This is a genomic window from Paenibacillus sp. SZ31, from assembly GCF_012912005.1.
In the GTDB taxonomy this organism is placed as follows: domain Bacteria; phylum Bacillota; class Bacilli; order Paenibacillales; family Paenibacillaceae; genus Paenibacillus.
On the sequence record NZ_JABBEA010000006.1, the window covers coordinates 41,481 to 65,342 of the forward strand.

The 23,862-nt window shown below is 49.4% G+C and carries 20 protein-coding genes and 1 riboswitch; of the genes, 7 read left to right on the forward strand and 13 right to left on the reverse strand.

From position 1 onward, the window contains the following. Positions 1 to 192: 192 nt before the first annotated feature. Positions 193 to 531: a DUF4870 domain-containing protein gene (locus HF638_RS13950; protein WP_062837331.1), complete on the forward strand. Its 339-nt coding sequence runs from the start codon at positions 193 to 195 to the stop codon at positions 529 to 531. A gap of 117 nt (positions 532 to 648) precedes the next feature. On the opposite strand, the gene HF638_RS13955 is transcribed toward HF638_RS13950, so the two are convergent. The 3 genes from HF638_RS13955 to HF638_RS13965 all read right to left on the reverse strand — a co-directional run bounded on the left by HF638_RS13955 (position 649) and on the right by HF638_RS13965 (position 3,192). After that, on the reverse strand, positions 649 to 807 hold the full coding sequence (locus HF638_RS13955) for a DUF418 domain-containing protein (RefSeq protein WP_169480742.1): 159 nt from the start codon (positions 805 to 807) through the stop codon (positions 649 to 651). 434 nt (positions 808 to 1,241) lie between these two features. Then, complete coding sequence (locus HF638_RS13960) at positions 1,242 to 2,603, reverse strand: nucleobase:cation symporter-2 family protein (protein WP_169480743.1); 1,362 nt, start codon at positions 2,601 to 2,603, stop codon at positions 1,242 to 1,244. A 1-nt stretch (position 2,604) separates the two neighbouring features. After that, entirely contained in the window at positions 2,605 to 3,192 is a 588-nt protein-coding gene (locus HF638_RS13965) for a xanthine phosphoribosyltransferase (protein WP_036613196.1), read from the reverse strand. A 300-nt stretch (positions 3,193 to 3,492) separates the two neighbouring features. Further along, a riboswitch (purine riboswitch) is annotated at positions 3,493 to 3,592 on the reverse strand. A gap of 266 nt (positions 3,593 to 3,858) precedes the next feature. Here HF638_RS13965 and mscL point away from each other — a divergent pair. After that, positions 3,859 to 4,353 carry a large conductance mechanosensitive channel protein MscL gene (gene mscL, locus HF638_RS13970; protein ID WP_169480744.1) on the forward strand — a complete coding sequence of 165 codons (495 nt, stop codon included), beginning with the start codon at positions 3,859 to 3,861 and terminating at the stop codon, positions 4,351 to 4,353. 243 nt (positions 4,354 to 4,596) lie between these two features. On the opposite strand, the gene HF638_RS13975 is transcribed toward mscL, so the two are convergent. Beyond that, positions 4,597 to 4,899: a hypothetical protein gene (locus tag HF638_RS13975; RefSeq protein WP_169480745.1), complete on the reverse strand. Its 303-nt coding sequence runs from the start codon at positions 4,897 to 4,899 to the stop codon at positions 4,597 to 4,599. Positions 4,900 to 4,978: 79 nt separating this feature from the next. Here HF638_RS13975 and HF638_RS13980 point away from each other — a divergent pair, with 79 nt between their 5' ends. Beyond that, positions 4,979 to 5,671 carry an NUDIX hydrolase gene (locus HF638_RS13980; protein WP_169480746.1) on the forward strand — a complete coding sequence of 231 codons (693 nt, stop codon included), beginning with the start codon at positions 4,979 to 4,981 and terminating at the stop codon, positions 5,669 to 5,671. A gap of 278 nt (positions 5,672 to 5,949) precedes the next feature. On the opposite strand, the gene HF638_RS13985 is transcribed toward HF638_RS13980, so the two are convergent. Both HF638_RS13985 and HF638_RS13990 read right to left on the reverse strand, forming a co-directional pair. Beyond that, positions 5,950 to 6,756, reverse strand: coding sequence for a TrmB family transcriptional regulator (locus tag HF638_RS13985; RefSeq protein ID WP_169480747.1), 807 nt, complete (start codon positions 6,754 to 6,756; stop codon positions 5,950 to 5,952). Positions 6,757 to 6,829: 73 nt separating this feature from the next. After that, on the reverse strand, positions 6,830 to 7,645 hold the full coding sequence (locus HF638_RS13990) for a zinc ribbon domain-containing protein (protein WP_169480748.1): 816 nt from the start codon (positions 7,643 to 7,645) through the stop codon (positions 6,830 to 6,832). Between the two features lie 349 nt (positions 7,646 to 7,994). Between HF638_RS13990 and HF638_RS13995 the strand changes: the two genes are divergently transcribed. Both HF638_RS13995 and HF638_RS14000 read left to right on the forward strand, forming a co-directional pair. Then, a complete protein-coding gene (locus HF638_RS13995) occupies positions 7,995 to 10,574 on the forward strand; it encodes a UvrD-helicase domain-containing protein (RefSeq protein WP_169480749.1) in 2,580 nt (859 codons plus the stop codon). A gap of 98 nt (positions 10,575 to 10,672) precedes the next feature. Further along, on the forward strand, positions 10,673 to 11,041 hold the full coding sequence (locus HF638_RS14000) for a hypothetical protein (RefSeq protein ID WP_169480750.1): 369 nt from the start codon (positions 10,673 to 10,675) through the stop codon (positions 11,039 to 11,041). Positions 11,042 to 11,129: 88 nt separating this feature from the next. Here the strand turns inward: HF638_RS14000 and HF638_RS14005 are convergent, their stop codons facing one another. Together HF638_RS14005 and HF638_RS14010 are read right to left on the reverse strand one after the other, a co-directional pair. Continuing rightward, complete coding sequence (locus tag HF638_RS14005; protein WP_169480751.1) at positions 11,130 to 12,200, reverse strand: Gfo/Idh/MocA family protein; 1,071 nt, start codon at positions 12,198 to 12,200, stop codon at positions 11,130 to 11,132. Positions 12,201 to 12,238: 38 nt separating this feature from the next. Further along, positions 12,239 to 12,715, reverse strand: a complete 477-nt coding sequence (locus HF638_RS14010) for a GNAT family N-acetyltransferase (protein ID WP_169480752.1) — start codon at positions 12,713 to 12,715, stop codon at positions 12,239 to 12,241. Between the two features lie 249 nt (positions 12,716 to 12,964). Here HF638_RS14010 and HF638_RS14015 point away from each other — a divergent pair, with 249 nt between their 5' ends. Further along, a complete protein-coding gene (locus HF638_RS14015; RefSeq protein ID WP_169480753.1) occupies positions 12,965 to 14,035 on the forward strand; it encodes a copper amine oxidase N-terminal domain-containing protein in 1,071 nt (356 codons plus the stop codon). A 551-nt stretch (positions 14,036 to 14,586) separates the two neighbouring features. On the opposite strand, the gene HF638_RS14020 is transcribed toward HF638_RS14015, so the two are convergent. From HF638_RS14020 to HF638_RS14040, 5 genes are all read right to left on the reverse strand, one after another. Continuing rightward, complete coding sequence (locus HF638_RS14020; protein ID WP_169480754.1) at positions 14,587 to 14,988, reverse strand: RidA family protein; 402 nt, start codon at positions 14,986 to 14,988, stop codon at positions 14,587 to 14,589. Between the two features lie 177 nt (positions 14,989 to 15,165). Then, positions 15,166 to 16,134 carry a M15 family metallopeptidase gene (locus HF638_RS14025; protein ID WP_169480755.1) on the reverse strand — a complete coding sequence of 323 codons (969 nt, stop codon included), beginning with the start codon at positions 16,132 to 16,134 and terminating at the stop codon, positions 15,166 to 15,168. A 308-nt stretch (positions 16,135 to 16,442) separates the two neighbouring features. Continuing rightward, a complete protein-coding gene (locus tag HF638_RS14030; protein WP_169480756.1) occupies positions 16,443 to 17,255 on the reverse strand; it encodes a hypothetical protein in 813 nt (270 codons plus the stop codon). Between the two features lie 46 nt (positions 17,256 to 17,301). After that, entirely contained in the window at positions 17,302 to 20,505 is a 3,204-nt protein-coding gene (locus tag HF638_RS14035) for a DEAD/DEAH box helicase (RefSeq protein ID WP_169480757.1), read from the reverse strand. A gap of 261 nt (positions 20,506 to 20,766) precedes the next feature. Continuing rightward, a complete protein-coding gene (locus HF638_RS14040; RefSeq protein WP_169480758.1) occupies positions 20,767 to 21,186 on the reverse strand; it encodes a chemotaxis protein CheW in 420 nt (139 codons plus the stop codon). Positions 21,187 to 21,640: 454 nt separating this feature from the next. On the opposite strand from HF638_RS14040, the gene HF638_RS14045 reads away from it, so the two are divergent. Then, a complete protein-coding gene (locus HF638_RS14045) occupies positions 21,641 to 23,620 on the forward strand; it encodes a methyl-accepting chemotaxis protein (protein ID WP_169480759.1) in 1,980 nt (659 codons plus the stop codon). The last annotated feature ends 242 nt before the right edge of the window (positions 23,621 to 23,862 follow it).

Sequence of the window (23,862 nt, forward strand, 5' to 3'; positions counted from 1 at the left end):
TATGTAGAAAGTCTCATATTGAATGTGTGTATGTGCACTTAAATTTTGAAATGAATCTATAGTCTCACTTGTTTACCTATATTGTGTCTTACCTTTTGTTCTGTCCATCCGGAACATTCCTTGGTCAAACCGGTTCAGTTCTGTCCATCTCCTTCATAGCCTAGTTAAAAAGGACAAAGGAGGCTGGACCGGATGTCCCCCATGAAATCGTCTAGCGGTCTGGATGAAAATATTGCCGGTATGCTCTGTTATCTGTTTACCTTTGTAGGTGGAATTGTCTTTCTCGCTGTAGAGAAGCGGAGTCGATTCGTGCTATTCCATGCGCTGCAATCCGTAACGGTCTTTGGCATCATTATGGTCGGGCATGTCTTATCGGCCTTTCTTCCGTTGTTTGGCCCCCTGGTGGCATCGCTATTATCCCTGCTCGGTGTGGTGGTCTGGCTCATCATGGTCGTCACCAGCCTGCAGGGGAAATGGTTGAAGCTGCCATGGGTTGGCGATTTTGCAGAAAAACAGATGCGTCACCTGTAACTTCAAGCAAAAGGTACAAGTGTTCCAAAAGAAAAGATGGTCCATCCCCTTTCAACCGGGTGTGGATCGTCTTTTGATCATTAAGAGGAAAACGAGATATAAAGATCAGCAAAATTTTTAACCTTTGCTCCTTGTGTCATGAACACATGGCTCAGTTTGCTTTTTACGAATCGGCATGAAGCTTAAATAGGTACCACATCTCCATATCCATTCCAGTGGTCCATACTGGAACCAGCGCATCCAAAGATTACTCGCGATGACCTGCACAATAACCATTTAGACCTATCAAGGAAAACCCTCGAAACACATCCAGAAACTTCATTCGTGCTGCCCCCGTGCATGATAACAGTCTATCCTTCATCCAACTTGCCTTGCCATCGAATTAGGTGAATATCTTCTTACATCCGGCATAAGGTCCTGTTCCCTTATTGTTCCTGTACATCATCAACTTTGGACGCTGTGCTGATGATAAAAAAACAAAAAACACCGAAAACACGACTCTGTTGAGCCTGTATCTTCGGTGTTTCGCAATGTAAAGAGGACTTGTTCATGTGATTGAATATTCATAGCATAAATGATGTATGTCATAAATCATTCATGCTGTATATCATCATGCTTGACCTGCTTCAATGTTCATCCTGTTAAGCATCTATTCAGAACAGTTAACATAACAATCATGTTGGATGATAAGCCTAGCCTAATTTAGCTAATTAAGCCGATTTGCCCGTCTCTCCCAGGATGGCATCTGCCTGTTGTTCAGCCATCTTGGCAGCCGTTTCTTTGGTACCAAGACCATTAAACAGCAGATTCATGAAGATCGCCGTGAAGCTACCTGCAATGATGCCGTTACCGAGCATAATCTGCGCCCAGTCCGGTGCACCAGCGAACAACTCAGGCACAACAGTCACCCCCAGGCCCATACCTACAGAACAAGCAATGACAAACAGATTCTCATGTCGGTTCAGATCAACCTGACTGCCGATAATCCGAATACCGGAGGAGACCACCATACCGAACAAGGCTACCATGGCTCCGCCAAGAACTGCCCCTGGAACGAGCTGTGCGAGTGCTGCAATCTTCGGTACAAATCCGATGACTACCAGGATTCCACCAGCCACCACAATGACATCACGTGTCTTCACACGTGTCATCTGTACAAGTCCTACATTTTGCGAATACGTTGTATATGGGAACGAGTTGAAAATACCGCCTAAGACAATAGCCAGACCTTCCGCACGATAACCACGGGCCAGATCCTTGGAGGACAGGTCCTTGTCCATAATTTTGCCTAGAGCCATAAATACGCCTGTAGACTCGGCCACGCTGACAATCGCCACCAGAATCATTGTCAGGATCGGTACAATCTCAAATGTCGGTCTACCGAAGTAAAACGGCTGAACAACATGGAACCAACTTGCATCGCGAATAGGAGCAAAATTAACTTCACCCATAAACCCTGCCGCAATCGTACCTGCGAGCAGACCAATCAGTACCGAGATGGAACGGATAAAGCCTGTCGTGAAACGAGTCATCAGAATGATAAAGAGCAGCACGCCGAAACCGAGTAACAAGTTCACTCCGCTACCGAAATCTTCTGACCCCTGTCCGCCACCCAGATCGTGGAAAGCAACCGGAATCAGAGTCAGACCAATAATGGTCACAACGGAACCCGTTACTACTGGAGGAAAGAGCCTGATGAGCTTCCCGAATAGACCGGAGAAGATCAATACGAACAATCCTGAGGCAATAATCGCTCCGTAAATGGCAGATACCCCACTGTTTATCCCGATGAGAATCATCGGAGACACAGCCTGGAATGCACAACCGAGCATGACAGGCAGCCCAACGCCGAAGTATTTATTTCCCCATACCTGAAGCAGAGTAGCCACACCACAAGCAAGCAAGTCGATGGCAATCAGATAGGTTAGTTGTTCCTGTGTAAAACCCAATGCGTTACTGACGATCAGTGGAACAACGACGGCTCCTGCATACATCGCAAGCACGTGTTGAAGTCCGAGTGAGAAGGTTTTGATTGGATGCCGATGCCGCTGAAAAATACGTTCGCGTGCCATATTAGTTCGTGCCCTCCTCGTCCGCAAATGTAACCTGTCCATCCGACAGTGCCCCGATGCGAACCAGCGATTCCACACGGTATCCTGCTTCTTTCAGCAAGCGACCTCCTGGCTGGAATGCTTTCTCAATAACGATACCGATACCAACCACTTCAGCTCCAACCTGCTCTACAATGCGAGCCAGACCAAATGCCGCCTCACCATTCGCCAGGAAATCATCAATGATCAGCACGCGATCACCAGGCTTCATGAATTTCTTGGCAACGGTAATTTCATTCGTCTCTTGCTTCGTGAAGGAATATACTTTCTCCACCAGAATGTCTTCCGTCAGTGTGAGCGACTTCTGCTTCCGCGCAAAAATAAGCGGTACGTTCAGCTCCAACGCTGTCATGATCCCTGGCGCAATGCCAGAAGATTCAATCGTCAGCACACGTGTGATGTTCTCGCCTTCAAAGCGGCGAATGAATTCCTTGCCCACTTCCTTCATCAGAACCGGGTCCATCTGGTGATTCAGGAATGAATCCACTTTGAGCACTTGCTCGGACAGGACAATGCCTTCCTGTCTTACCTTGTCTTTTAACAATTGCATTGCAATTCTTCCCCCTGAATGCCCTCCGCACAGAAGCCCACATGCCTCTCCAGTATCACTGTAAAAAAACAAAAAGCCCGCCTTTTCACACGCTGCGGAATAACCGGAGACGGGAAAGACGGACTTGTACGTATATGGACAAGCCGTATGGATGCTGCAAGTGTAATGGAAGAACAGAAAGACAGGAGTTCACTCCTGACGCGAGAAATTCCAAACAGTCTCCTCAGAAACAGATCGAAGCTACCTGAACCTGCTCTTCAGTCAAACTGTCTGAGAATGATCTCATTCCAACCACACAAAATATTGCAACATCTTTCCCGTAGTCCGATCATTCCGGTGATCGGGTAGAGACATGCAGGCCTATTCCTGCACATATACGAGTAACGGCATATTTAATTTTTGGCTCCATGATTCGTTACAATGTATGATCGCGAACCTGAATGTAAATGGTTAAACATAACTGACAATGTTAGAAGTATACCCAATCGGCGGCGTGAAATAAAGAAGTATTTTCATGGAAGTTGCGGAAACTTGTCTTAATTTGCAAACAAGGGGTGATTGGATTGCGTTTTTTATGTACAATATGAGAACGGAAGCGCGGATCTGAACGGAGAATGCATGGAGACGCGGCCTATATTATGAATTGATCAAAGGAGATATGTAGACATGAAAGGCGTACTTAACGAATTCAAAGAGTTTGCCGTCCGCGGCAACGTCATCGATCTGGCAGTTGGTGTCATTATCGGGGCTGCTTTTGGTAAAATCGTCACGTCCCTTGTGAATGATATTATTATGCCTCCGGTTGGAAAACTGATGGGTGGAATCGACTTCAGTCAGAAAATCATCAACCTGGATGGAGATATCAAAACAGCAAACGGGCAGGACATCACCACACTTGCTCAAGCGAATGAAGCTGGCGCTACGGTAATTGCTTACGGACAATTCATCAACGTCATGATTGATTTTCTCATCGTTGCGTTCTGTATCTTCATGCTCGTGAAAGGCATCAACTATTTGAAAAGCAAAGAACACAAAAAGCCCGAGCCGAAAAAAACGACCAAGGCTTGCAAGTATTGCCTATCTGAAATTCCGGCTGCGGCTACCCGCTGCTCGCACTGTACTTCAGAGCTCGAAGCAGAAGGCAGCGGCGCACCAGCGTAACCCCAATGAGCGTATAAAGACTCTCCGAGTTGAATTACGGATATAAATCCTGATGCGGGGGACAACCTCTCACGTGCTAGAGTTTATGTATGAAAAGCTAGCCATATGGGCTTCATTAACAATTCGTTGCGTAGCTTAAAGGTTTGAAGGGTTCCACCGTAAAGGTGGGGCCTTTTTTTATGCCTAACATACATGTATTATATGTGCTCCCCCATGAATTTCATGTGCACCCATGCTTATAAACTAGAAACGGCGTGGCAGCAAATGCTCCAGGATCGACTTCAGATCCTTATCTTCCTTGTAAACTTCTTCTCCGGTATCAAGCTCCGTTACACGAATATATTCAAAGTTAGCCGAAGCATCCAATGGCTTGAACAACAGTTGGGCCTCATCTTCCAAACGTACATTGAATCCCATATCCTTAAACATGGTGGTTAACTGACTGTTAGCCGGTTCCTGACCTTGCCCTACAAATATAAGTCCTCTAAGACTTTTACGCTCCTGAGGTTGCGGATAAATCACCTGAAAGTGTACAATGCATTCCATACGATCGTTCCCCTTTCGTTTAAAACATACTTTGTGAAATTTTGAACTTTAAAAACTGCTATATAAGGAGATACGTTTCATGACCCCAGAACGTTTCGACATTTATGACAATATGCAAAATTGGATCGGTACAGCGCTACGCAGCGAGGTCCATGCCAAAGGATATTGGCACCGTTCATTCCACTGCTGGATCGTGCGTGACGAAGGCGAGCAGCGACAGGTTCTTTTTCAGCGGCGACGTGATATTAAGGATACCTTTCCCGGATGTTATGACATTACAGCAGCAGGTCATCTCACCGCTGGTGAGCAACTGCAAGACGCAAGTCGCGAGCTAGAGGAAGAATTGGGTGTGCATGTATCTTTCGATGCACTAACCTATCTACTCACGGCTACACAGCAACTCCAAGGAGAGGTCCGTGGTGTGCCATTTGTAGATCGGGAATTCAGCTCGGTCTATGGATTATGTCTGAATCAGCCTCTCGAATCCTACGTTCTGCAACCCAGCGAGGTAGATAACCTGTATGAAGTGCCTTTGGCTAATCTGCTCGCTTTGTTCCGTAGTGAGATCGACGTCATTTACGCTACTGGAGTTCAGACTCACCCGTTGACATCACCGCCACATTCCATCGGTCATAAGGACTCGTTAAGCGATCATGCAGCTCATGAACCGGAACGTATTGTTCGCGAGATTCGGGCAACGGATTTCGTGCCCCATGGCACAGCTTATTATACGGACGTGCTGGAAGCTCTGTATCACGTGCCTAAAAATTGATCATGTAGAATCATTTGCAATCCTGTTCAAACCCGATCCCGTTCAATCGAATGTTCATAGCTTCATTTTCTCAAAAATAGCATAACTTCATACCCTTACTATCGACTTGACTGGAAACAGATGCTGTGACGAACATCACTGTCATATCTCAAACCAGCACAAACAGGCGTCTGCCTCTGGGCAGCGCCTGCTTTATGTACACACATATTCGTTCATCAAGAAAGATAACCTGTGCTGGCGTGTTCACTCCATCAGAAGTGGATTAATCATCGATCTGCCTAGCTCTTGTTATCCTCTCCTGAAGGAGAAGACCAGTAACGTGCAGAGAGATCTTCGTACCGGTGCCCATAGCGGGACCCCAGTTCCTCACCCATATCCTGTTCCAGTTCGTACAACACCAGTTCTTGAGCAAAATGATTCAGCAGCAGTCCGGTCATTACCGGATGCTCCGTCACCACTGCTTGTGTAGCGCATGATTCACCGCGCATGCCCAGCATGCACCAGCGGCGATCCACCACCAGGGAGAATTTCCGACCATTACCTGTGCCGTACAAAGGTAATCCCGGCAAAGGAACGGGCTGATCGATCATGCCTTCGCCACCATCACATGACCATAACAGCCGCACACCGCGAGCTTCAGCCTGCTGTAAGTCATTACGTAGCAGCTCTGCCTCTTCACGCCAAACATCTACGACAATCTCATGCTGAGCCTCGGCCAATTCACGGCTCAGATTCTCAAACACATTTTTGTCACCCTCGATGTTATAGAAGACAGGTTTCTCTGGTTCACTCTTGGGCATGCTGCTCTGGACATAATTCAGAGAGGTACGCATTTGATCGGAGATCATGCGTGTCATCTCCTCAGGCTTCAGCACACTATACTTCGCTGGTTCCCCCGGACTACACCGCAAGAACCCACGCTGTTCCAGCCGTTGCAGGGTCGCATATACATTGGAACGGGACACGCCCAGCCGCTTCGCAACCTCATATCCTGAGGCTGATCCCTGACGAGCGAGTTCCACCATAATTTTAGATTCCATCTCGGTAAACCCGAGATGACGCAAATGATGCAGCAGTTGGTCCATATTCCCGTCCCCCCATGCTGTCAGCAACCCACACTGCCTCACACTGATGCGGCAGAGCTTCTACTGCATCAGATCAGATCTGTTCGGCACCGCAGCGCGGACACCATTTTGAACCTTTGGGCAGCTCGGCTGCACAAATCTGACAACTCACCATTTCGCGTGACACTTCGGTCTGTACATCCACCGTATTCACGATCGGGTTATTTTCTTTCCAGTAGCGGATGCGTTCGTCCAACTCCTGCTGACGCTCACGTTCCCGTTGCATCTCTTCATCTCTGCGACGTTCCCACTCCGCATCGAACGCTTCCTTTTCTTCTTGGGTAAACTCGGTACTGTTATATTCCGATTCCGTCTCCAGATCGGCTATGGACGGAATGACCGTGTGATACGGCTCGTCTTCCTCCAGTTCCAATTCAGGTGGCGCATCGTAGAAGTCCGGCTCTGGAGTTTGGGTTTGAGCTACAGCTGCCTCCTGTCTCGCGGCTGTGGTGGCTCCTGCGACTCCTACAGCACCTACTGTAGGTGCTGGTGTCTTGAATTCACCCAACTTGCGTCCGCATTTAGGACAGAAGTTGGCATCCAGGGAAGCGACGTGTCCACATTCGCACAACCGTTCATTCTTGAGCTGTGCAATCTTGTTGCGCAGACCATCAATCTCGTCCTGCAATTCGTCGCAGAGCTGCGACAGATCAACCATCTCTTTTTCCGCACGCGTCATATCCTGTGCCCGATAACCCTCATAGAAGATGCGACCCATATCTGTAAAATGGACTTCCTGTTCCTGTTGCAAGCCCACAATCTGGTTGTTCAATTTCCCAATCTCAACGGCGTGCTGGGCACGCTCTGTTGCTTTGTTCGCTCCGTCTTTGATGCGCTGAAGCAGTTTCATGACCATTCCTCCTCTGTCCCGTCAAAACCAATATTATCATTTCTATTTAGTAGTAAATTAGCATATTACATCCTTCTTGCAAAATGCTCAGGCCTATAACTTATACGATATCATGCCAAAAAGTTGCGTAATCTCGTGCAGTTGCCCGTTTTATACCGATACTGGATGAAATCGGGGGCTTTCGTCAAGACCATATGTTCGGGTATAATGAAGCTTTGGCCATACTTAACCGCCTGTTTAGGCGACTAACTCTATCATACCAATTTACAATGCGATTGTGAAAAGGGCAAATGGTTTACTTTTAACCGGGATAGTCCTATCCCTGAATGCATACAGAGGTGGATGAAACATGTTAAGTCCGAACTCAACGTTCTACCCCCGTCCGCTTGGGGTTACCCCGGCGGCGTCCCTGCCCCAGTCCCCGTCTGCTCCGCTAGAGACCAGTCGGCAACTCGTGGGCAATGATCAACAGGATGCCTTTTATTTTCGTTTACTTGAAGAGGCAGGCATCAAACTAAACGCACCACAAATCTCGGCAGTCCGACACGGCAGAGGACCGATTCTTACGCTCGCCGGAGCTGGTTGTGGCAAAACGACTGTGCTGGCTGCAAGAGCCGGCTACCTCATAGAGGTCAGTGGCGTACATGCAGGCAGCATCCTGCTGGTGACGTTCACGAACAAGGCCGCCACCGAGATGAAAGACCGGATCGCCGCATTGCCAGGTATACGCCCGGCAGCCGCAAGAGCCGTACAGGCTCGCACCTTCCACTCTTTTGCGCTGACATTATTGCGTCATTACGGTGTGCAGGAAGAGATCTTTGGCGAGTCACGGGCTCAGCATACGGTGCTGAAGATGCTTCTTCGCCAAAACGGCATGAGTGAGGCCTTCCAGCCTGAAAGTCTGCTGGCGATGCTGTCCGCATGGAAGATGCAAGGATCGGAAACCACCGATCTGCCTGAGAAATCACAGGAAGAACGTGATGCCAAGCGTGTCCTGCTAGGTTACGAAGCCTGGAAGCAGGATCGGGGCAAAATGGATTTTGATGATATTTTACTGCGGGCAGCCGCGCTGCTACGTGATCCTGCTGTTCTGGGGCCACTTCAGAAGCGTTTCCAGTACATTATGGTAGATGAGTTCCAGGATACCAACCATCTGCAGTATGAAATTGTGCAAAAACTGGCTTCCGCCCACCGCAACCTGATGGTTGTGGGAGACGATGACCAGACGATCTATACCTTTAATGGCGCACGCCAGGAATCGATTTTGGAATTCGATAAAGTATACCCCGGCGCACGCATTGTGACGCTGGATATCAATTATCGTAGTGATGCACGCATTCTGGGACTCGGAAGCGAACTGGTCGCTCGTAATAAACGTAGACGTGACAAACGGCTTCGTGCCGCCGGAAATCGCGGAGATGCGCCTCGTTTCGCTACACCATCCAATGCGGAGGAAGAAGCCGCGTGGGTCGTAAACCAGCTGTGCCAGCAGGTTGAAGAAGGGCAACACACCTATCGTGATATTGCGATTCTGCACCGGACAGCCAGCAGCAGCCGGGCTGTCTTCGAGCAGCTTGTGTTGAAAGACGTACCTTTTGTACAGCATGGTGCTTCTCCGGTGTTCTATGACCAGTCTCTCATCAGACCCCTGATGGATCATCTGCGTCTGTCTCTTGATCCACGTGCCATGGATGCTCTTCCCAGTGCGCTGGGACCGCTCTATGTATCACGGGATGCGGGTCTGGAATGGATTCAACGCTCCGAGCAACAACAAGCCAAGAAATACCCACTCATCCATCTGGTGAAATGGGACAAGCTGAAACCTTTCCAACAGGAACAGGTCAAGGAACGCATCAAGCTGATCAAATCACTGCACAAACTAAAGCCCATCATCGCCATTCAGGAGATGCGCAGGCAGTTCTACGACAAGTATATGGAAAGCGGCGATCCCAGCATCTTCACCCATTATAAGGAAACGATGCTGGAAACTCTGGATGAATTTGAAGCTGCCGTCAAAAAATTCGAAACGGTAGAAGAGTTCATTCAATTCGCGGATGAACTCTCCCGCAGACACCGTGAGATGGAATCTCTACGCCGTACACAGGACAGTGACGCGGTACAGCTGATGACCATTCACCGGGCCAAAGGATTGGAGTTCCCTTGTGTATACTGGATTGGAGCCAGTGAAGGCATTGTGCCTCATAGTACAGCACTGCGCCAGGATATCCCTGAGGATCAGAAAGCTGCGCTTGCTGTGCAACAGACAGACGCCGAGCTGGACATGGCGCTGGAGGAAGAACGCAGGCTCGCCTACGTTGCTATCACACGGGCCAAGCAGTACTTGTATGTCACCTCACCGGCAAGTCATCACGGAAAGCCAGCGGATGTGTCCCGCTTCCTGCTTGAAGCCTTCGGCATGGAAGTTCCGGACAAACGCAAACCTCGTGAGGAGAGCCGGACGAGCGGTCAGACTTCATATGGTAAAGGTAATGGACAATATACACGCTCGGGCTCTAGTGTTCGTTCCGAGGGTCGGGATATGGCTCAGCGTCGTGCCATCAGCCATAGTGACCGTCGTGACTACGAGGTCCACAACGAACGTGACGAGGATCGCCTTGGTGAACGGCGTGGCAGTGGTGAAATTCGCAACCATAAGGCGTTCAGCACTCCGGGTGTGAGTCCGACCGCTGCGAGTTCCTCCAGTTCGCAGTCGCACACTTCAGGTTCAGGTAATGCTGAGCGTACGGAGACCGTTGCGATCTGGAAATGCAGTTCGTCCACCTGCAAAGCGTGGCTAAGACAGAAACCGGCTGTACCTTCAAAAGCAACCAAGAAGGCATCATCGGGTCCACCTGCCTGCCCTCTATGTTCAGGATCGATGGAGGCCGGTACTCGCCAGGTTCCTGTAACGGGGAGATTTGGGAAATAAACAAAACAGGATACCGTTATAGCTTCGTTTCAGGGCGCTTTTTGCTGTTTATTAACAGTAGAAGCGTCTTTTTTCCATTTCAGAATGGGGGTTGGATTATGCAGGACGGCAAACAACATCTGTATGTATCGGTCACTCATAACCTGATTGAACGAACAAAGAACGAATCTACACCTTTTGAAGTGTTGGTGGATGACGGGCAGTTGGGCCGATTGAAGGATCTGATGAAGGTGCTGGAGGATGACGATGCCTATACTTTGCAACGGGCTCCGGTACCCTACAAATCGGCAGACCATGATGAGGCAACAGAGCAATTTTCGGATGGTATGACCTTGCTGTACACCTTTTTGTATGACCATGGCACGCCGGACACCCGGCAGGCAATTGAGAGCATGAACGTGCTTCCAAGACTGCAGGATACGGATTACGATGATCCGGGATACGAGAATTCACCACTGAACAAATGACAGGACGCCAAAAAGCATGCGTAGCCGCAGATCACGCGGAAGACGCATGCTTTTGTTATATGAAGCATAACTGCAACTTGAAGCGTGCTTAATCCAGACGAATCTCCTGCCCTTTCTCAGCGGATTCGTAGATTCCGCACAACATGCGCGTGGAAGCCACACCATCCGCAATTGGACTGATCGGCTCTGTCCCGTTAAGGCAACAATCCACAAAGTGGTCAATCTGGTTCTGGAATGCACTATGAATATGGAGACCCGTGTTATCCGTCTGGGGTTCAATATTCAGAATGGTGTTATTTTTCTCCGTGACGATCAGTGTCTCCGGCTCCAGTTCAAATCCACCGCGCTCGCCGTATAATTTCACCGATGATTCATCTCCGCGTGCATGCAGGGTAAAACTCACATCCACCGCCAGCGAAGCTCCGTTTTCAAATCGAATGAGCGCATTTGCCATATCCTCTACGTCATTCACAGCTGCGCTGTAGTCGGCCGCTTTGTAAAAAGAAAGATGTTCGATATGGGCACGATTGCCCAACTTCCGATACGTATTACCACTGACCGAAACAGGTTTCGGCCTGCCCATCAGATACCAGCACTGGTCAATGATATGTACGCCCAGATCAATGAGGGGACCTCCGCCGGAACGGCTTTTGTCAGCGAACCAACCGCCTGGATTGCCGTGACGCCGCAGAATGGAGGCTTTGGCATAATACAGTTCACCAAACTCCCCGGCATCAATGAATCTGCGCATCATCTGCATATTGTTATCATAACGGCGCACAAATCCAACGATAAACGTTCGTCCGCTCTTCTTCACCGCTTCTTCAATCCGGAGCGCATCTTCCACATTGGTTGCGACCGGTTTCTCCAGCAACACATGCTTGCCTGCCTCCAGTGCAGCAATGGCAAATTCGGCGTGTGTATTGTTCCAGGTACAGATACTGACGGCATCCACATGCGGGTCCTCCAGCATCTCCCGATAATCGGTGTACACGGATTGAGCATCATACTTCTGTGCCGCAGCTTTAGCCCGCTCCTCGTTCAGATCGCAGATCGCATAGATGACAGCATCCTCGTTCTTGGCATAACACCTCATATGAAGATCCGAGATAGACCCCGTACCGATCATTCCAATGTGTAGCATTTGTTTCTTGCTCATAATCATCCTCCCTTCCTTTTCCACAACTTCATTATCGTCTAGTCTGCCCGCAGCATGCCTTCGTAAATACCCGGCGTCGAATTTTCGATCTTCACAGCACCCAACGTTCGGGCATAGAAATCCACAGGTCCCGCTGACCCGATAATGGCATATCCGTAACCGTCCGCCTTCATCGCATGCATACAGGCCAGTAACAGGGCTGTGCCAACACCTTTGCCCCGCGCATCCTGGCTCACACCTGTCGGGCCGAAGAAGTTGCGACATGTCGCTTCGTAACAGGCAAAACCGATCATTTTCCCATGCTCAACCGCAATATAACAAGATACGGGCTGACGCGCAAAAGCGACATCACATTCATCCACCCAAGCCTGGCTAAAATGTGACCTCACCCAATCCAGTACAAGCTGCTTCTCTGGGGCAATGACTCTTCGAATCACAATGGAGGATTTCTCCAACGTTCTCAGTCCACTCTCTTGCTCCGGCAAACGATAGAGTGCTACCAACATATCACTCATCTAATTCGTTCCTCCTCGTACTTGAATGTGAAATAGGACAAAGGTTAGGCCACTCACCTGAAATTAACCTGATCTTGCTGCTGATAACCTGCAATACATACGATATTTCAAAACTAAACTAACATGTTGCTTACATTCATTGCATTCCAACTGCAACAATGGATCAAGTTGTCCCGTCTATAAACATGTATCGCGGCCCTAAGGAAGATTTTACCGCGACAGTACACAGATTAGAAGGGATGATTATTGATGAATAACAACATGAAAAAAGTAAGTGCCCTGATGGCTTTAACCATGGCACTGGGCGGTGGAGCCGCTTACGCAGCAGCACTGGACAACACACAGCCAGTCCATCAAACATCCGTTTCAGCGAATAGTAATGCAGCTGATGCAGTAAACGTATCCGTGAATGGTGCATCCATCTCCGATGGTTATTGGAACAAGGATGGTAAAGTAGCCATGATCCCGCTGCGTGATCTTACCGAAGCACTGGGTATTGAACTGAAATGGAATAAAGAAAACAAATCCGCAGAGCTGACACGAGGTGTTCTCTGGACACAAGTAACCACAAGCAAGGATCAATATTCCGTAAATAAAATGCTGCTCACGCTGGGTACAGCGCCCGAAATCACAGGTGGCACATTGTATGTACCGGCTTCTTTTGCCGAAAAGGTACTGCATGGACAAGTGAACACAACAGGAAATCAGGTGACGATCTCTAGTGAAGAGGACGTGAAGACGGTTACTGAACGTGGTGTAATTACCAAAATCACGAATAATGGTGAATATAGATCGATTCAAATTGGGGGCGCTATCATGGATGGCGTTGTGCTCAATCTGAGCGATGAGACTAAATTCACCTCAGTTGAGGGGAAAGAGATTGCACTAACCGATCTGACCATTGGCATGAACGTGGAGGCTGAACATTCCCAGATTACAACACGCAGTCTGCCACCACAAACGCCGACCTATAAAGTCACTGTACTGGATGACGCTGCAGAATCTGAAACACAATTGAAAGAGGTTCTGGGAACGGCCGGTACGATTGAAAATGTAACAACAGCTGAGGGCAGCATCTCACAAATTGAGATCACAGGTACACGGTTAACAGAAACAGCTCCTGACCATGTCGTGCTGAATATCGCTAAAGATACACTTCTTGTGAACCACGAAGGAGAGACGGTGAAAGCTGAAGAACTGACTAAAGGAACTAAAGTCATTGGGTTCTACAGTCCTATGCTGACACGCAGCCTGCCTCCGATCGGAACAGCGTGGAAAGTGGTTGTTGAAGCACCCGCAGCAGAGCTGGAAGCGAATTAATACGTTTAGTGAGAAGTGCGGGCTATGCTGATGCTGAATATTGCAAACCACATGTATCTTCTGGCATGTGTTGTAAATGAGTGTAACGCATCACGATGACCAGCCCGCAGCTATACGGCTATCCTAATCAAAATAACCTTATCCGCCTGTCTTATGACAGACACGGGTAAGGTTATTTTTTAGTTTATGGTTTTGGTTCTAGGTTTGTAGAATGTATCTTCAATGTTGCTTCAAACCCAAGCGCACCTGAACTTGTCCAGAGCAGGCATGCGCGACGTGCGCTGCATACGACATGGATTGCCTACTGAATGTACGAGCAAGTGGACTTAGCGCTAACGAATCTGAGGCGTCTTATTCAAGGATTTGAAGCACTCGCAGAAATTGAAGGAACCTGAGACAAGCTATATCACAATAAATAGCCTTTTACATCGTTTTTATCAGAGAAATTCGGGAAATAAACTGTCTGATGTTCCTTACATTTTTAAAAGAGGACCTGAGGGCCAAATAAGACGTCCTGTGTTCCTTAGGAAACCCTCAGATCATCGCCAGGATTAGCCGGATTGGACTTCATCTTCAACGATCGCTTCCACTTCAATCTCAACCATCAACAAGGGATCAATGAGTGCGCTAACTTCAACCATGGTGGCTACAGGCTGGATCTGTCCAAAAAACTCACCGTGTGCCTTGCCAACTTCCTCCCATCTGGAGATATCGGTCACAAACATCCGGGTTCTCACCACATGCGACATGTCAGCCCCCAGTTCTTTCAGTGCATTCTCGATCGTCTGCAAAACGAACCTTGTCTGTGCATACGGATCACCTGCCCCAACAACTACACCATCTTGCATCGCGGTTGTACCCGCCACTTCGATTCGGTTCCCTACACGGATGGCACGGCAATATCCCACCAACGGTTCCCATGGGGAGCCGGTAAATACCTGCTGTCTACTCATTCTCTCGTCCCTCGCTTTGATTGTATTTGTCTCTTCTTCTGATTAAACATGAATTATATCAGTCCAACATCATTTACGCACAAAAAAATCCCTGAATGGCTGCCCATTGGTTAGATCACGGACAGACATTCAGGGGATTTCAGGAAAATTAGTATCTTTAAGAATAAAACATTCGGATTACAACTTGATATTAGCCTCATCAAAGTATTCTTCCAGAGTTAATCCACTCTTCGCTACATCCAACGCCAAATCCGTACCGATGTACCGGATATGCCAAGGCTCATAGACGTATCCTGTTGTATCTTCTTCACCTTGCAGATAACGGATGACATATCCGTATTCTGCAGCATGTTCAGCCAACCACTGGCCTTCCTTCGATGTGCCAAATACCTCTTCCAGCACATTGCCCACACTCGGGCTGGATACATCAATGGCAAGACCCGTCTGATGTTCGCTTCGGCCTGGCACAGAGCTCACGCGATCCGTGTATTCTTGACCTTTGGTTTTGACATTATTGTTATAGATGGATACCTGACGCTGATATGAACGATAACCGGACACCGCACGAAGCTCAATGCCATCCGCTTTTGCACCTGCAAACAACTTCTCCAGCGCCTCCGCAGCTTCCTTGCGCATATGCCGCTTCTCGTGTGGTTCGTCGAAGGAGAACGGTACATTCGGCTCCACCAGATCGTCCGGCTCGTACCCTTCAGGCAGACTACGTTGCTTGTTCACAATGACGGTCATAGACTCGGCATTGGTCACCACAGATTGTGCATCAATCGTCGTTTGCAGTGCGCTGATGCTGCGTTTCTCCATCAATGGATCTTCCGTTGTCGCCCCGTTACCATCGTCTGAAGAATCCTGCTCTTCGCCTGATGAACCATTATCTGACTCGCTATCCGTCCCTTCACCACTGTTGCCTGAAGCTGACGTATCATCCCCGCCAGTATTATCGCCGTCAGTTCCCTTATCTTCCGTAAAATGAACGGTTGTTCCGTCCGACTCTTGTTGTGTGTTGCCTGTTCCATTCGGATCCTGGCTCTCCTCTGTGCCATTCTGGCACGCGGCAAGCAATGCTCCGCATATCATCAATGAGGACAGCATAACCACCATGCGGCGCTGTCTTCCTGTACGTGATTTCATGTAAAAACTCCTATCGCCATAATATAAATGTTGTCTAGTTGTCTGCTCGCAGTCTTCCTGCGACAGTATACCTTAATTGGGAGCGAAGCTCCACCGGTAAAGACCTCCTTTAGAAGAGATCCGGATGAACGTATACGCGCTGTACAGCCTGTATGATCGTTTTTTGGACTTTTAGAGCAACATCCCAGTGCTGTACACAATAGAAGTGAAATGGGAATATGCCTTCATATATCCAATATACAAAAAAGTGATTATGCAATAAAAACAAGCAGGGGTGATCTGAGATCTCCCCCGCTCTGATGAGTGCATCATTTGGTTGCCGGACTGTCCGTCTTCTTCTGGACAGCCTGCCACATCCGCGCGGCTACACGCTCGCGGATCAGATCCAGCCCTGCGGTGGCCGGCACGCCCGGCAGCAGCGCCGTCAGCTCCGGCAACGCCGGCGGCTTGCCCGGCTGCGCAAGGCGCACCTCAACGGCGCCGAAACCTGGCCCCGGCTGGTGCATGGCGCCGTCCGCGGCTGCCTCGGCGATCCACTCGCCGACGGCTGCGCCGCCTTCGCCGCCCCGCACCTGCGGGCGGCCAGCTGTTTCCGCTGCGCGGCCGGGGCCGCTGGGATCATGGGCGAGTTCCTCCGCCCATGCCCCCAGCACGCCGGCGAGCAGCGCTTCGCGCGGCAGGCCGGCGTGCGCCAGCTGCAGCAGCGGCTCAGCCGCGAGGCGCGCGGCTACGGCGCGCGAGGCGGCTGCGGCATGCGCGCAGCCTGGGCGGCCGCAGGTGCACGCCACGGCCGCGCTGGCCGTTGCTGCGCCTGGCGAGCCCTCGGGCGCGAGCGTTGCCGGCAGTAGCCCGGCAAGCTCTTCGGGCGCCGGGCCGCCGCGCAGCAGGGCGTACAGCGTCAGCGGACGCTTCCGCAGCTGAGCCAGTACAGCCTCGCGCTGGGCTTCGCTCAGTCGCGCTGGCGTTCCCGTGACCGTGAACATGCCTGCGGCTGATCCGGTCTTGCCCTCAGCAGCGAAAGCCCGAACGGAAATTTCCTGATCCGCATCCGCTGCTGTATTTACTTCTGCTGTCCATCCACTGGGGGACATATGCAGCTCGATCTTCCATTTTTCACTCACAACAATCCCCCTTTCTCAACATCTATATTCTCCTGATCTTTCAAGGTCACAGCCACGTCTCTCCCTGAAGCGAGATCAGGCCACGCAACTCATCATCCGACATCTCGGTCAGCCAGTTCTCACCTGAACCAACAACCTGCTCAGAGAGTGCCTTCTTGCTCTCAATCAGCTCATCAATCCGTTCCTCCAGCGTTCCCTGACAGATTAGCTTGTGCACCTGCACATTGCGATTCTGCCCGATTCGGAATACACGGTCCGTCGCCTGGTTCTCAACCGCGGGATTCCACCACCGATCATAGTGAACTACGTGACTCGCGCGTGTCAGATTCAGACCTACACCACCGGCACGAAGAGATAGAACAAACATGGACGGCCCTTCTCCTTTTTGGAAAGTCTCTACCATATCGTCTCTTTGCGACTTCGATACACCGCCATGCAGGAAATACGGTTCTTCCTCGTATCGCTGTTTCAACCTCGACACCAATAGATCTCCCATGGCAACATACTGCGTGAAGATCAGGGCAGATTCCCCATTATCACGGATGGCGTCCAGCAGTTCAAGCAAACGTTCCATCTTACCAGATGCCTCAGCCTTACCGTGGTCTTTCCGATTGCTGTCCGCCAGCACCGGATGATCGCAGATCTGCTTGAGCTTGGTCAGAGATGACAGAACAATCCCCTTCCGGGCAATACCGTTTCTGCCGTCCAAACCACCCATGAGATCGTCCACCACACGTTGATACAACACCGTCTGCTCCGGCGTCAGAGAACAATAGGATTTCAGTTCAAGCTTCTCTGGCAGATCCTTGCGAATATCCGGATCACTTTTCAACCTGCGCAGCATGAATGGAGATACCAATCGATGAAGCTCACGCAAGGATGCTGCATTTTCTTCGGATGGGCCGAGTCCCGTATACCGCTGACGGAACGATGAAGCTGTGCCCAGATACCCAGGATTGAGGAACTGGAAAATGGACCAAAGTTCGCTCAGTCGGTTCTCTACTGGTGTTCCTGTCATCGCAATACGATGAAGTGTAGACAGACGCATCACACTTTGCGCTTGTTTAGTACGATAGTTCTTAATATATTGAGCCTCATCCAGCACGATGGTGGACCAGTGCAGCGAAGCCAGATCTGGCCCATCTCTGCCTGCCAGATGATAGGTCGTGAGTACAATGTCATGCGTCTGCGCTTCTGCCTGAAATTCGGTCCCGTGCAACCGTTGTCCGCCATGGTGAATGTACAGCGACAGATCCGGGGCAAACCGTTTCAGTTCACGCTGCCAGTTCCCAAGCAACGAGGTTGGACACACAATGAGCGCAGGCAGATGAACGGGTTGCACATTCGTGTGCTCAGCCGCCGTGAATGAATCATCTGCTTCGTTCAGCATGTCATTCTCACGCGCTTCCTCTTCGGCTGCCTGCCGTTCCTCATGTTTTCGGTCCAGCAAACAGGTAATTACCTGAATGGTCTTCCCAAGTCCCATATCGTCCGCGAGACATACGCCAAAGCCCAACTCACGCATAGCGGATAACCATTGGTATCCCCGTTCCTGATAAGGACGCAATTCACCATGCAATTCTGCCGGAACCTGACGAGGTTCAATGCTGCGAAGCACCTGTCCATCGAGCAGGAAAGCCAGCAGCCCATCAGATTCTGCACCAAAGACGGATAGCCCCTTCCATGCGGAATCTTCCCCTTCATCCGCGGCCAAATGCAGCCATTCGGAAAGAGGCATATATTGTTCTTCTTCTTTTTTCATATAACGCAGGACTTGGCGAATTTCTTTCGTATCCACTTCAATCCATTCACCGCGGAACATGACATACGGGACTGAGGAATCAGCCAGTGCTGCAAGTTCCTCGGCCGTGACTGGTTTACCATCCAGCATAGGCTCCGCCTTGAAAGCAACCAATTGTTCCATGCCAAGTGCCGATGTAGCTCCAGGCAACCGCTCATTTCCCCGATTCAACATCTGCAGACGCAGTCCCGCACGACGTTTACCGGCACGACTCCATTTGGAAGGCATGAGAACGGTTATCCCGGCCTTTTGCAGACGCGGAACGGCATGCGTAAGGAATTCAAAGAAACCTTGCTGCTCCAGTTTGATTCCCTCTGGACGAGCGGTGAGTAACGCCGTCTCTAGCTCAGGTGCCAGTTCTGCTGCATGCCCGAGTGCCATCAACAACTGTTCTGCAGCCGAGGTATATAACACTTTCCCCCGGTCTAGATCACGCTCTGGATGTGCCCAGACGGTGCGTACAGGCAACCTCAGGCTCGTTTCCTGCTCACTGTCTACCCAAAAGCTTATTCCCCAGATCGATTCATGTTCGCCCAGTGGCGGCTCCAAGCGGAGTACCAGCTTCAATTGGCCTTCAGCAGGAGCCATTTCTTCGGCTCCCACGATCGGCATCGTCGTTCCACCAGCTTCTTGCAACGTATGAATAAATGCTGTCATGTCGTCCGTCGGCCCTTGCACCGTTACAGGACGGAACATCGAGATCAGACTGTTCCACCAGAGCTCAGCTACTGGCGAAGATCCGCGTCGATAAGGAGTGCGGTAACGGGACAGTTCACTGTCCATACCTTCAAGTTCACTTGTCACTACAGCATGAATCATTCCACTCATGAATGAAAATAATACCGCCGCCCCTGCTTCTTCACGCGTTTCCGGTTCCAATGAAGCATAAGCTCCGGGAGCAGCCAAACCAATGGGAGGCATCGCTTCAGCAAGATCGCGGAATCGTTCGATGTCCTCCTCCTGCTCCAAGCGTGGCCGCCATACTCCCGTCAATGTCTCTTGCCCGGTCCGTCGCCTTGCGCCGGTCTTTGCTGCGAATTCAGCCGATGGAGCAATTGCTCCCCGCAACAGCAGCTCCTGTGTGAACTGCGCCGCCTTGATCCAGTAACGCATTTCTTCTCCAACCTGAATTCCAGCTGCATTTAACAAACGGTCATCCCATTGCAGCAGCAGCCTGAAGGCATCCTTAGGCGAGACTGCCAATCCTTCCAATGTGCGTCCCAGCAGCTGACGCCGCTTCGTGTTCTTGGCTTCAGCCGTGTTCCTCAGCGGATTCGGCCAGCGCAGCTCCGCAAGACGCAGAGCGGCAGGCTGAAACAGACGACCCCCGTCGCCAAAATTCAACCTTCTTACCACGTGGCTCCATGCATCCACACGTGGTTCCGATGTTTCACCGGAAAAACAAAAAAATACGTCACCAAGCCATACTCCATACAGCGATTGCATCATTAAAGTCTCCCGTCATCCCTTCGCATTGTTACTCTCCATCATATACGAAAATGACCGGATTTAAAAACCTTTACCCACAAAAAGTGGATATTTCGATGGTTAGGGCGTGTCTCAAAACTCGCTGAAGTGCATCTTTCGGAGTTTTCAGACACGCCCTAGCGGCACAAAAAAATGTCCCTTCTCCCGAAAAGCGGATGAGGAACATTTGGGTCAAACTAAGGATAATACTGAATATTCAAAGAATTACGGATCGTTATATTACTATGATCTGATCAAGCTGCCCAGCAATACATCCAGGTTCAAAATGCCTGCACGATGATCTTCGCAGAACCCGATTTTGTCAAAAACTCCAAGCATGAAACGGCGATGTTCCTCAGCAGGTTCCTCGAAACGATCGTAACTTACGACAGAATCGACCATATCTACGATCAGCGGTACAAATCCACCTTTGTAAGGCACCACAATAATACGTGTAGAAGTGGTATCCTCCTGGTCCGGCATGCCTAACAATACACGTAGACTCACAACCGAAACGACCTTACCATACAACGAAGCAAAACCTCGGATCTCCGGACTTCCAAATGGGACCGTTGTCACCTGCACCATTCTGATGATCTCATGAACTTCATCAATTCGTAGTGCAAAGATCTGGTCTCCTACCGAAAAATTAATATATTGCATGCCCTCATCCATAATTATCCCCATACCCTCTCATTCCGTATAATCAGATCACTATAAATATTAAAACAAAACCACAAGAAGAGCACTTTTTTTGGGAAAAGTGACCTGCTTGTGGTTCGCATTCACCAAGTCACCACAGGTACTTTCGTCCCATTAGATGTTACTTTGGTGTATCGGTTATTTTCAGTCAAATGTTTAGGCTTCAGATCAATTTTTCCAACTTCAACAAACGTTGCATTACAGTTGCTGTCTCCGCTCTGCTCATTTGCCCTGTCGGATTCAACAAAGTTCCATTTTCTTGGATCACGCCGGGTGAAAGAGCTACTTGTGTAGCTGCTTGTGCCCGTGAAGAAATCTGATCTTGAACCGCTCACCTCCTATTAAATGCCATATAAAATTACTGCATCAACTGCCGATATAAATAGTATATACAGGATTAGAAAAGAGGAAAATCATGACGCTCAAAACCAAAGTCATTGTCATCGTCACCACCATCTGCATTCTGCTCGCTGCGCCACTCAGCTATATCGCGCTGTACGTGATTGAGAAGCAAGCGACAGAATCCGTAGACAATGAGCTGCAAAGCACAGTTCAAAAAGCAGTAACAGAAGTCGATGGATGGGCTTTGACTCAAGCCAAAGTCATCGAAACACTGGGCAAAGTCATTGATGATACGGTACCACTCAATGAGATCAGCATGGAACATTTACAAGCATTCCAACTGGCCTCTAACAAAGAGGATATCGCCACCATTTACTTCGGCCTCGAAGACGGTACATATTTAGACGGAGCAGGCTTCATACCAGATGCCACCTTCGATGCACGCGAGCGTCCATGGTACGTAGCCATCAAAGCTTCGAACGCACTTACGTTCAGTGATGCCTATGTCACCAAAGCCGGTATACAGTCCATTTTCATCGGCGTGCCGTTACATGACGAGAACGGGAATTTCCAAGGGGCCATATCGGAAAATATATCACTCGATTCCATTAAGGATGAGATCAGTTCGATCCACACAGACAACGGATTCACCTTTTTGCTGGACCAGAAGGGTGTTGTGCTCTCACATCCGAATCAAGAGCTATTGAACACACCACTCGCCGAACAGAGTGACTATACAGAGATCGTGGGCACGATGCTTAATCAACCTAGCGGATTGTCCGAATATACGTATAATAACGATCGGCAGTTAATCTATTACGAGAAAATTCCGAATACCAACTGGATTGTAGCAACCTCCATCTCCAAAGCTGCCGCCTTGGCGGAATTCACCAAGACAAGACAGCTGTATCTGGCGTTTATCGTTATTTTCACCGTGGTGCTGGCGGCTCTGGCCTACTTCTTCGCGCTCAGAACGATCAAACCCCTGCTGAATATGAAGAACAGTGCGCAACAATTGGCCGCAGGCGATCTTACGGTGCAAGTTGACGTCAAAGGTAAAGATGAAATTGCCCAATTAGGTACTTCTTTCAATGCCATGTCCACTTCTCTGCGTCAATTGATTCAACAGGTGGATCACTCTGCACAGCAAGTACAAGCCTCTTCTCAAACGATGTACAAGGAAGCTTCCGGCAGCAATGAAATTGCAGGTCAGATCTCCACAGTCATTGAAGAGATTGCCAAGGGTGCAGGTGAACAGGCTGAATCGATCCAATCCGGTGCAGAAATGGTATCTGGCATTAATCAAGTCATTGATCAGATTACAGATGAGGCTCATCAAGCCTCGCAAACGATACTGGATGTTACTCAGGCCATGGAAAGTGGCACAAGTGCTATTAGCCGCCAGATGGATCTTTCTGAAGTTGGGCAACAATCCACGACTCGTGTTGAAACATCCAATGAACTACTACTCAGCAAAATTGGAGCAATCTCCGAAATTACGGGCAGTATTCAGAACATTGCCGCCCAAACCAACTTACTGGCCTTGAATGCATCCATTGAAGCTGCCCGCGCCGGAGAGCATGGCAGAGGATTCGCAGTGGTCGCGGGTGAAGTTCGGAAACTGGCAGAACAGTCCTCACAGTCTGTAGCGGGTATCGATCAGCTGCTGAAAGATCTGAATACTGCAGGTCAGCAAAGTGCAGCAGAGCTGGAGCAATTCAGATTGAATAGTGCAGCCCAATCCGACTCTATGGCAGAGACGTCGGCATCTTTTGAGAATATCCGTCAGTCCATTGAGGAGATTATTCTTCAGATCAATTCCATTACTTCGGGCATGAACAGTATCAAATCAGGTGCTGCTCAGGTCTCTGATGTCATTACCGGGCTCGCAGCAGTTGCCGAGCAAAGTGCAGCTTCGACCGAAGAAGCTGCGTCCTCGACCACGGAGCAATCCGAGTCCATTGGTAATATCGCAGATGCCGCCAAAGCATTATCGGATCATGCGGATCAGTTGCTGTTGGAAGTCAGTCGTTTCAATACGGAGAGTAAGTAACCTGACATCAGTCTCATTATTTTAGTTGCAAAAAAAAGACCAAAGATCGGCTTGATGCTGATCTTTGGTCTTTTTATCCCCATATTTATGGATCTGTTTCTATGTTTTCAAATACTTGGAACAAAAAAACGGAATTTCTGTGGATAACTCGTTTTATTACTCCAAAAGGACTGTTTTATCGAGTGAAAACATGAGTTATACCTGATTTGTGGATAAGTTGTGCACATATTGCACACATGCTG

What these genes read in the sequence shown, in the direction of transcription:
- HF638_RS13975 (WP_169480745.1), bottom strand. Translation starts at nt 4,899, where the DNA reads ATGGAATGCATTGTACACTTTCAGGTGATTTATCCGCAACCTCAGGAG.
- HF638_RS13965 (WP_036613196.1), bottom strand. Translation starts at nt 3,192, where the DNA reads ATGCAATTGTTAAAAGACAAGGTAAGACAGGAAGGCATTGTCCTGTCC.
- HF638_RS14035 (WP_169480757.1), bottom strand. Translation starts at nt 20,505, where the DNA reads ATGATGCAATCGCTGTATGGAGTATGGCTTGGTGACGTATTTTTTTGT.
- mscL (WP_169480744.1), top strand. Translation starts at nt 3,859, where the DNA reads ATGAAAGGCGTACTTAACGAATTCAAAGAGTTTGCCGTCCGCGGCAAC.
- HF638_RS14045 (WP_169480759.1), top strand. Translation starts at nt 21,641, where the DNA reads ATGACGCTCAAAACCAAAGTCATTGTCATCGTCACCACCATCTGCATT.
- HF638_RS13950 (WP_062837331.1), top strand. Translation starts at nt 193, where the DNA reads ATGTCCCCCATGAAATCGTCTAGCGGTCTGGATGAAAATATTGCCGGT.
- HF638_RS13990 (WP_169480748.1), bottom strand. Translation starts at nt 7,645, where the DNA reads ATGAAACTGCTTCAGCGCATCAAAGACGGAGCGAACAAAGCAACAGAG.
- HF638_RS13960 (WP_169480743.1), bottom strand. Translation starts at nt 2,603, where the DNA reads ATGGCACGCGAACGTATTTTTCAGCGGCATCGGCATCCAATCAAAACC.
- HF638_RS14010 (WP_169480752.1), bottom strand. Translation starts at nt 12,715, where the DNA reads ATGAGTGATATGTTGGTAGCACTCTATCGTTTGCCGGAGCAAGAGAGT.
- HF638_RS14015 (WP_169480753.1), top strand. Translation starts at nt 12,965, where the DNA reads ATGAATAACAACATGAAAAAAGTAAGTGCCCTGATGGCTTTAACCATG.
- HF638_RS13995 (WP_169480749.1), top strand. Translation starts at nt 7,995, where the DNA reads ATGTTAAGTCCGAACTCAACGTTCTACCCCCGTCCGCTTGGGGTTACC.
- HF638_RS13955 (WP_169480742.1), bottom strand. Translation starts at nt 807, where the DNA reads ATGGTTATTGTGCAGGTCATCGCGAGTAATCTTTGGATGCGCTGGTTC.
- HF638_RS13980 (WP_169480746.1), top strand. Translation starts at nt 4,979, where the DNA reads ATGACCCCAGAACGTTTCGACATTTATGACAATATGCAAAATTGGATC.
- HF638_RS14005 (WP_169480751.1), bottom strand. Translation starts at nt 12,200, where the DNA reads ATGAGCAAGAAACAAATGCTACACATTGGAATGATCGGTACGGGGTCT.
- HF638_RS13985 (WP_169480747.1), bottom strand. Translation starts at nt 6,756, where the DNA reads ATGGACCAACTGCTGCATCATTTGCGTCATCTCGGGTTTACCGAGATG.
- HF638_RS14025 (WP_169480755.1), bottom strand. Translation starts at nt 16,134, where the DNA reads ATGAAATCACGTACAGGAAGACAGCGCCGCATGGTGGTTATGCTGTCC.
- HF638_RS14020 (WP_169480754.1), bottom strand. Translation starts at nt 14,988, where the DNA reads ATGAGTAGACAGCAGGTATTTACCGGCTCCCCATGGGAACCGTTGGTG.
- HF638_RS14000 (WP_169480750.1), top strand. Translation starts at nt 10,673, where the DNA reads ATGCAGGACGGCAAACAACATCTGTATGTATCGGTCACTCATAACCTG.
- HF638_RS14040 (WP_169480758.1), bottom strand. Translation starts at nt 21,186, where the DNA reads ATGCAATATATTAATTTTTCGGTAGGAGACCAGATCTTTGCACTACGA.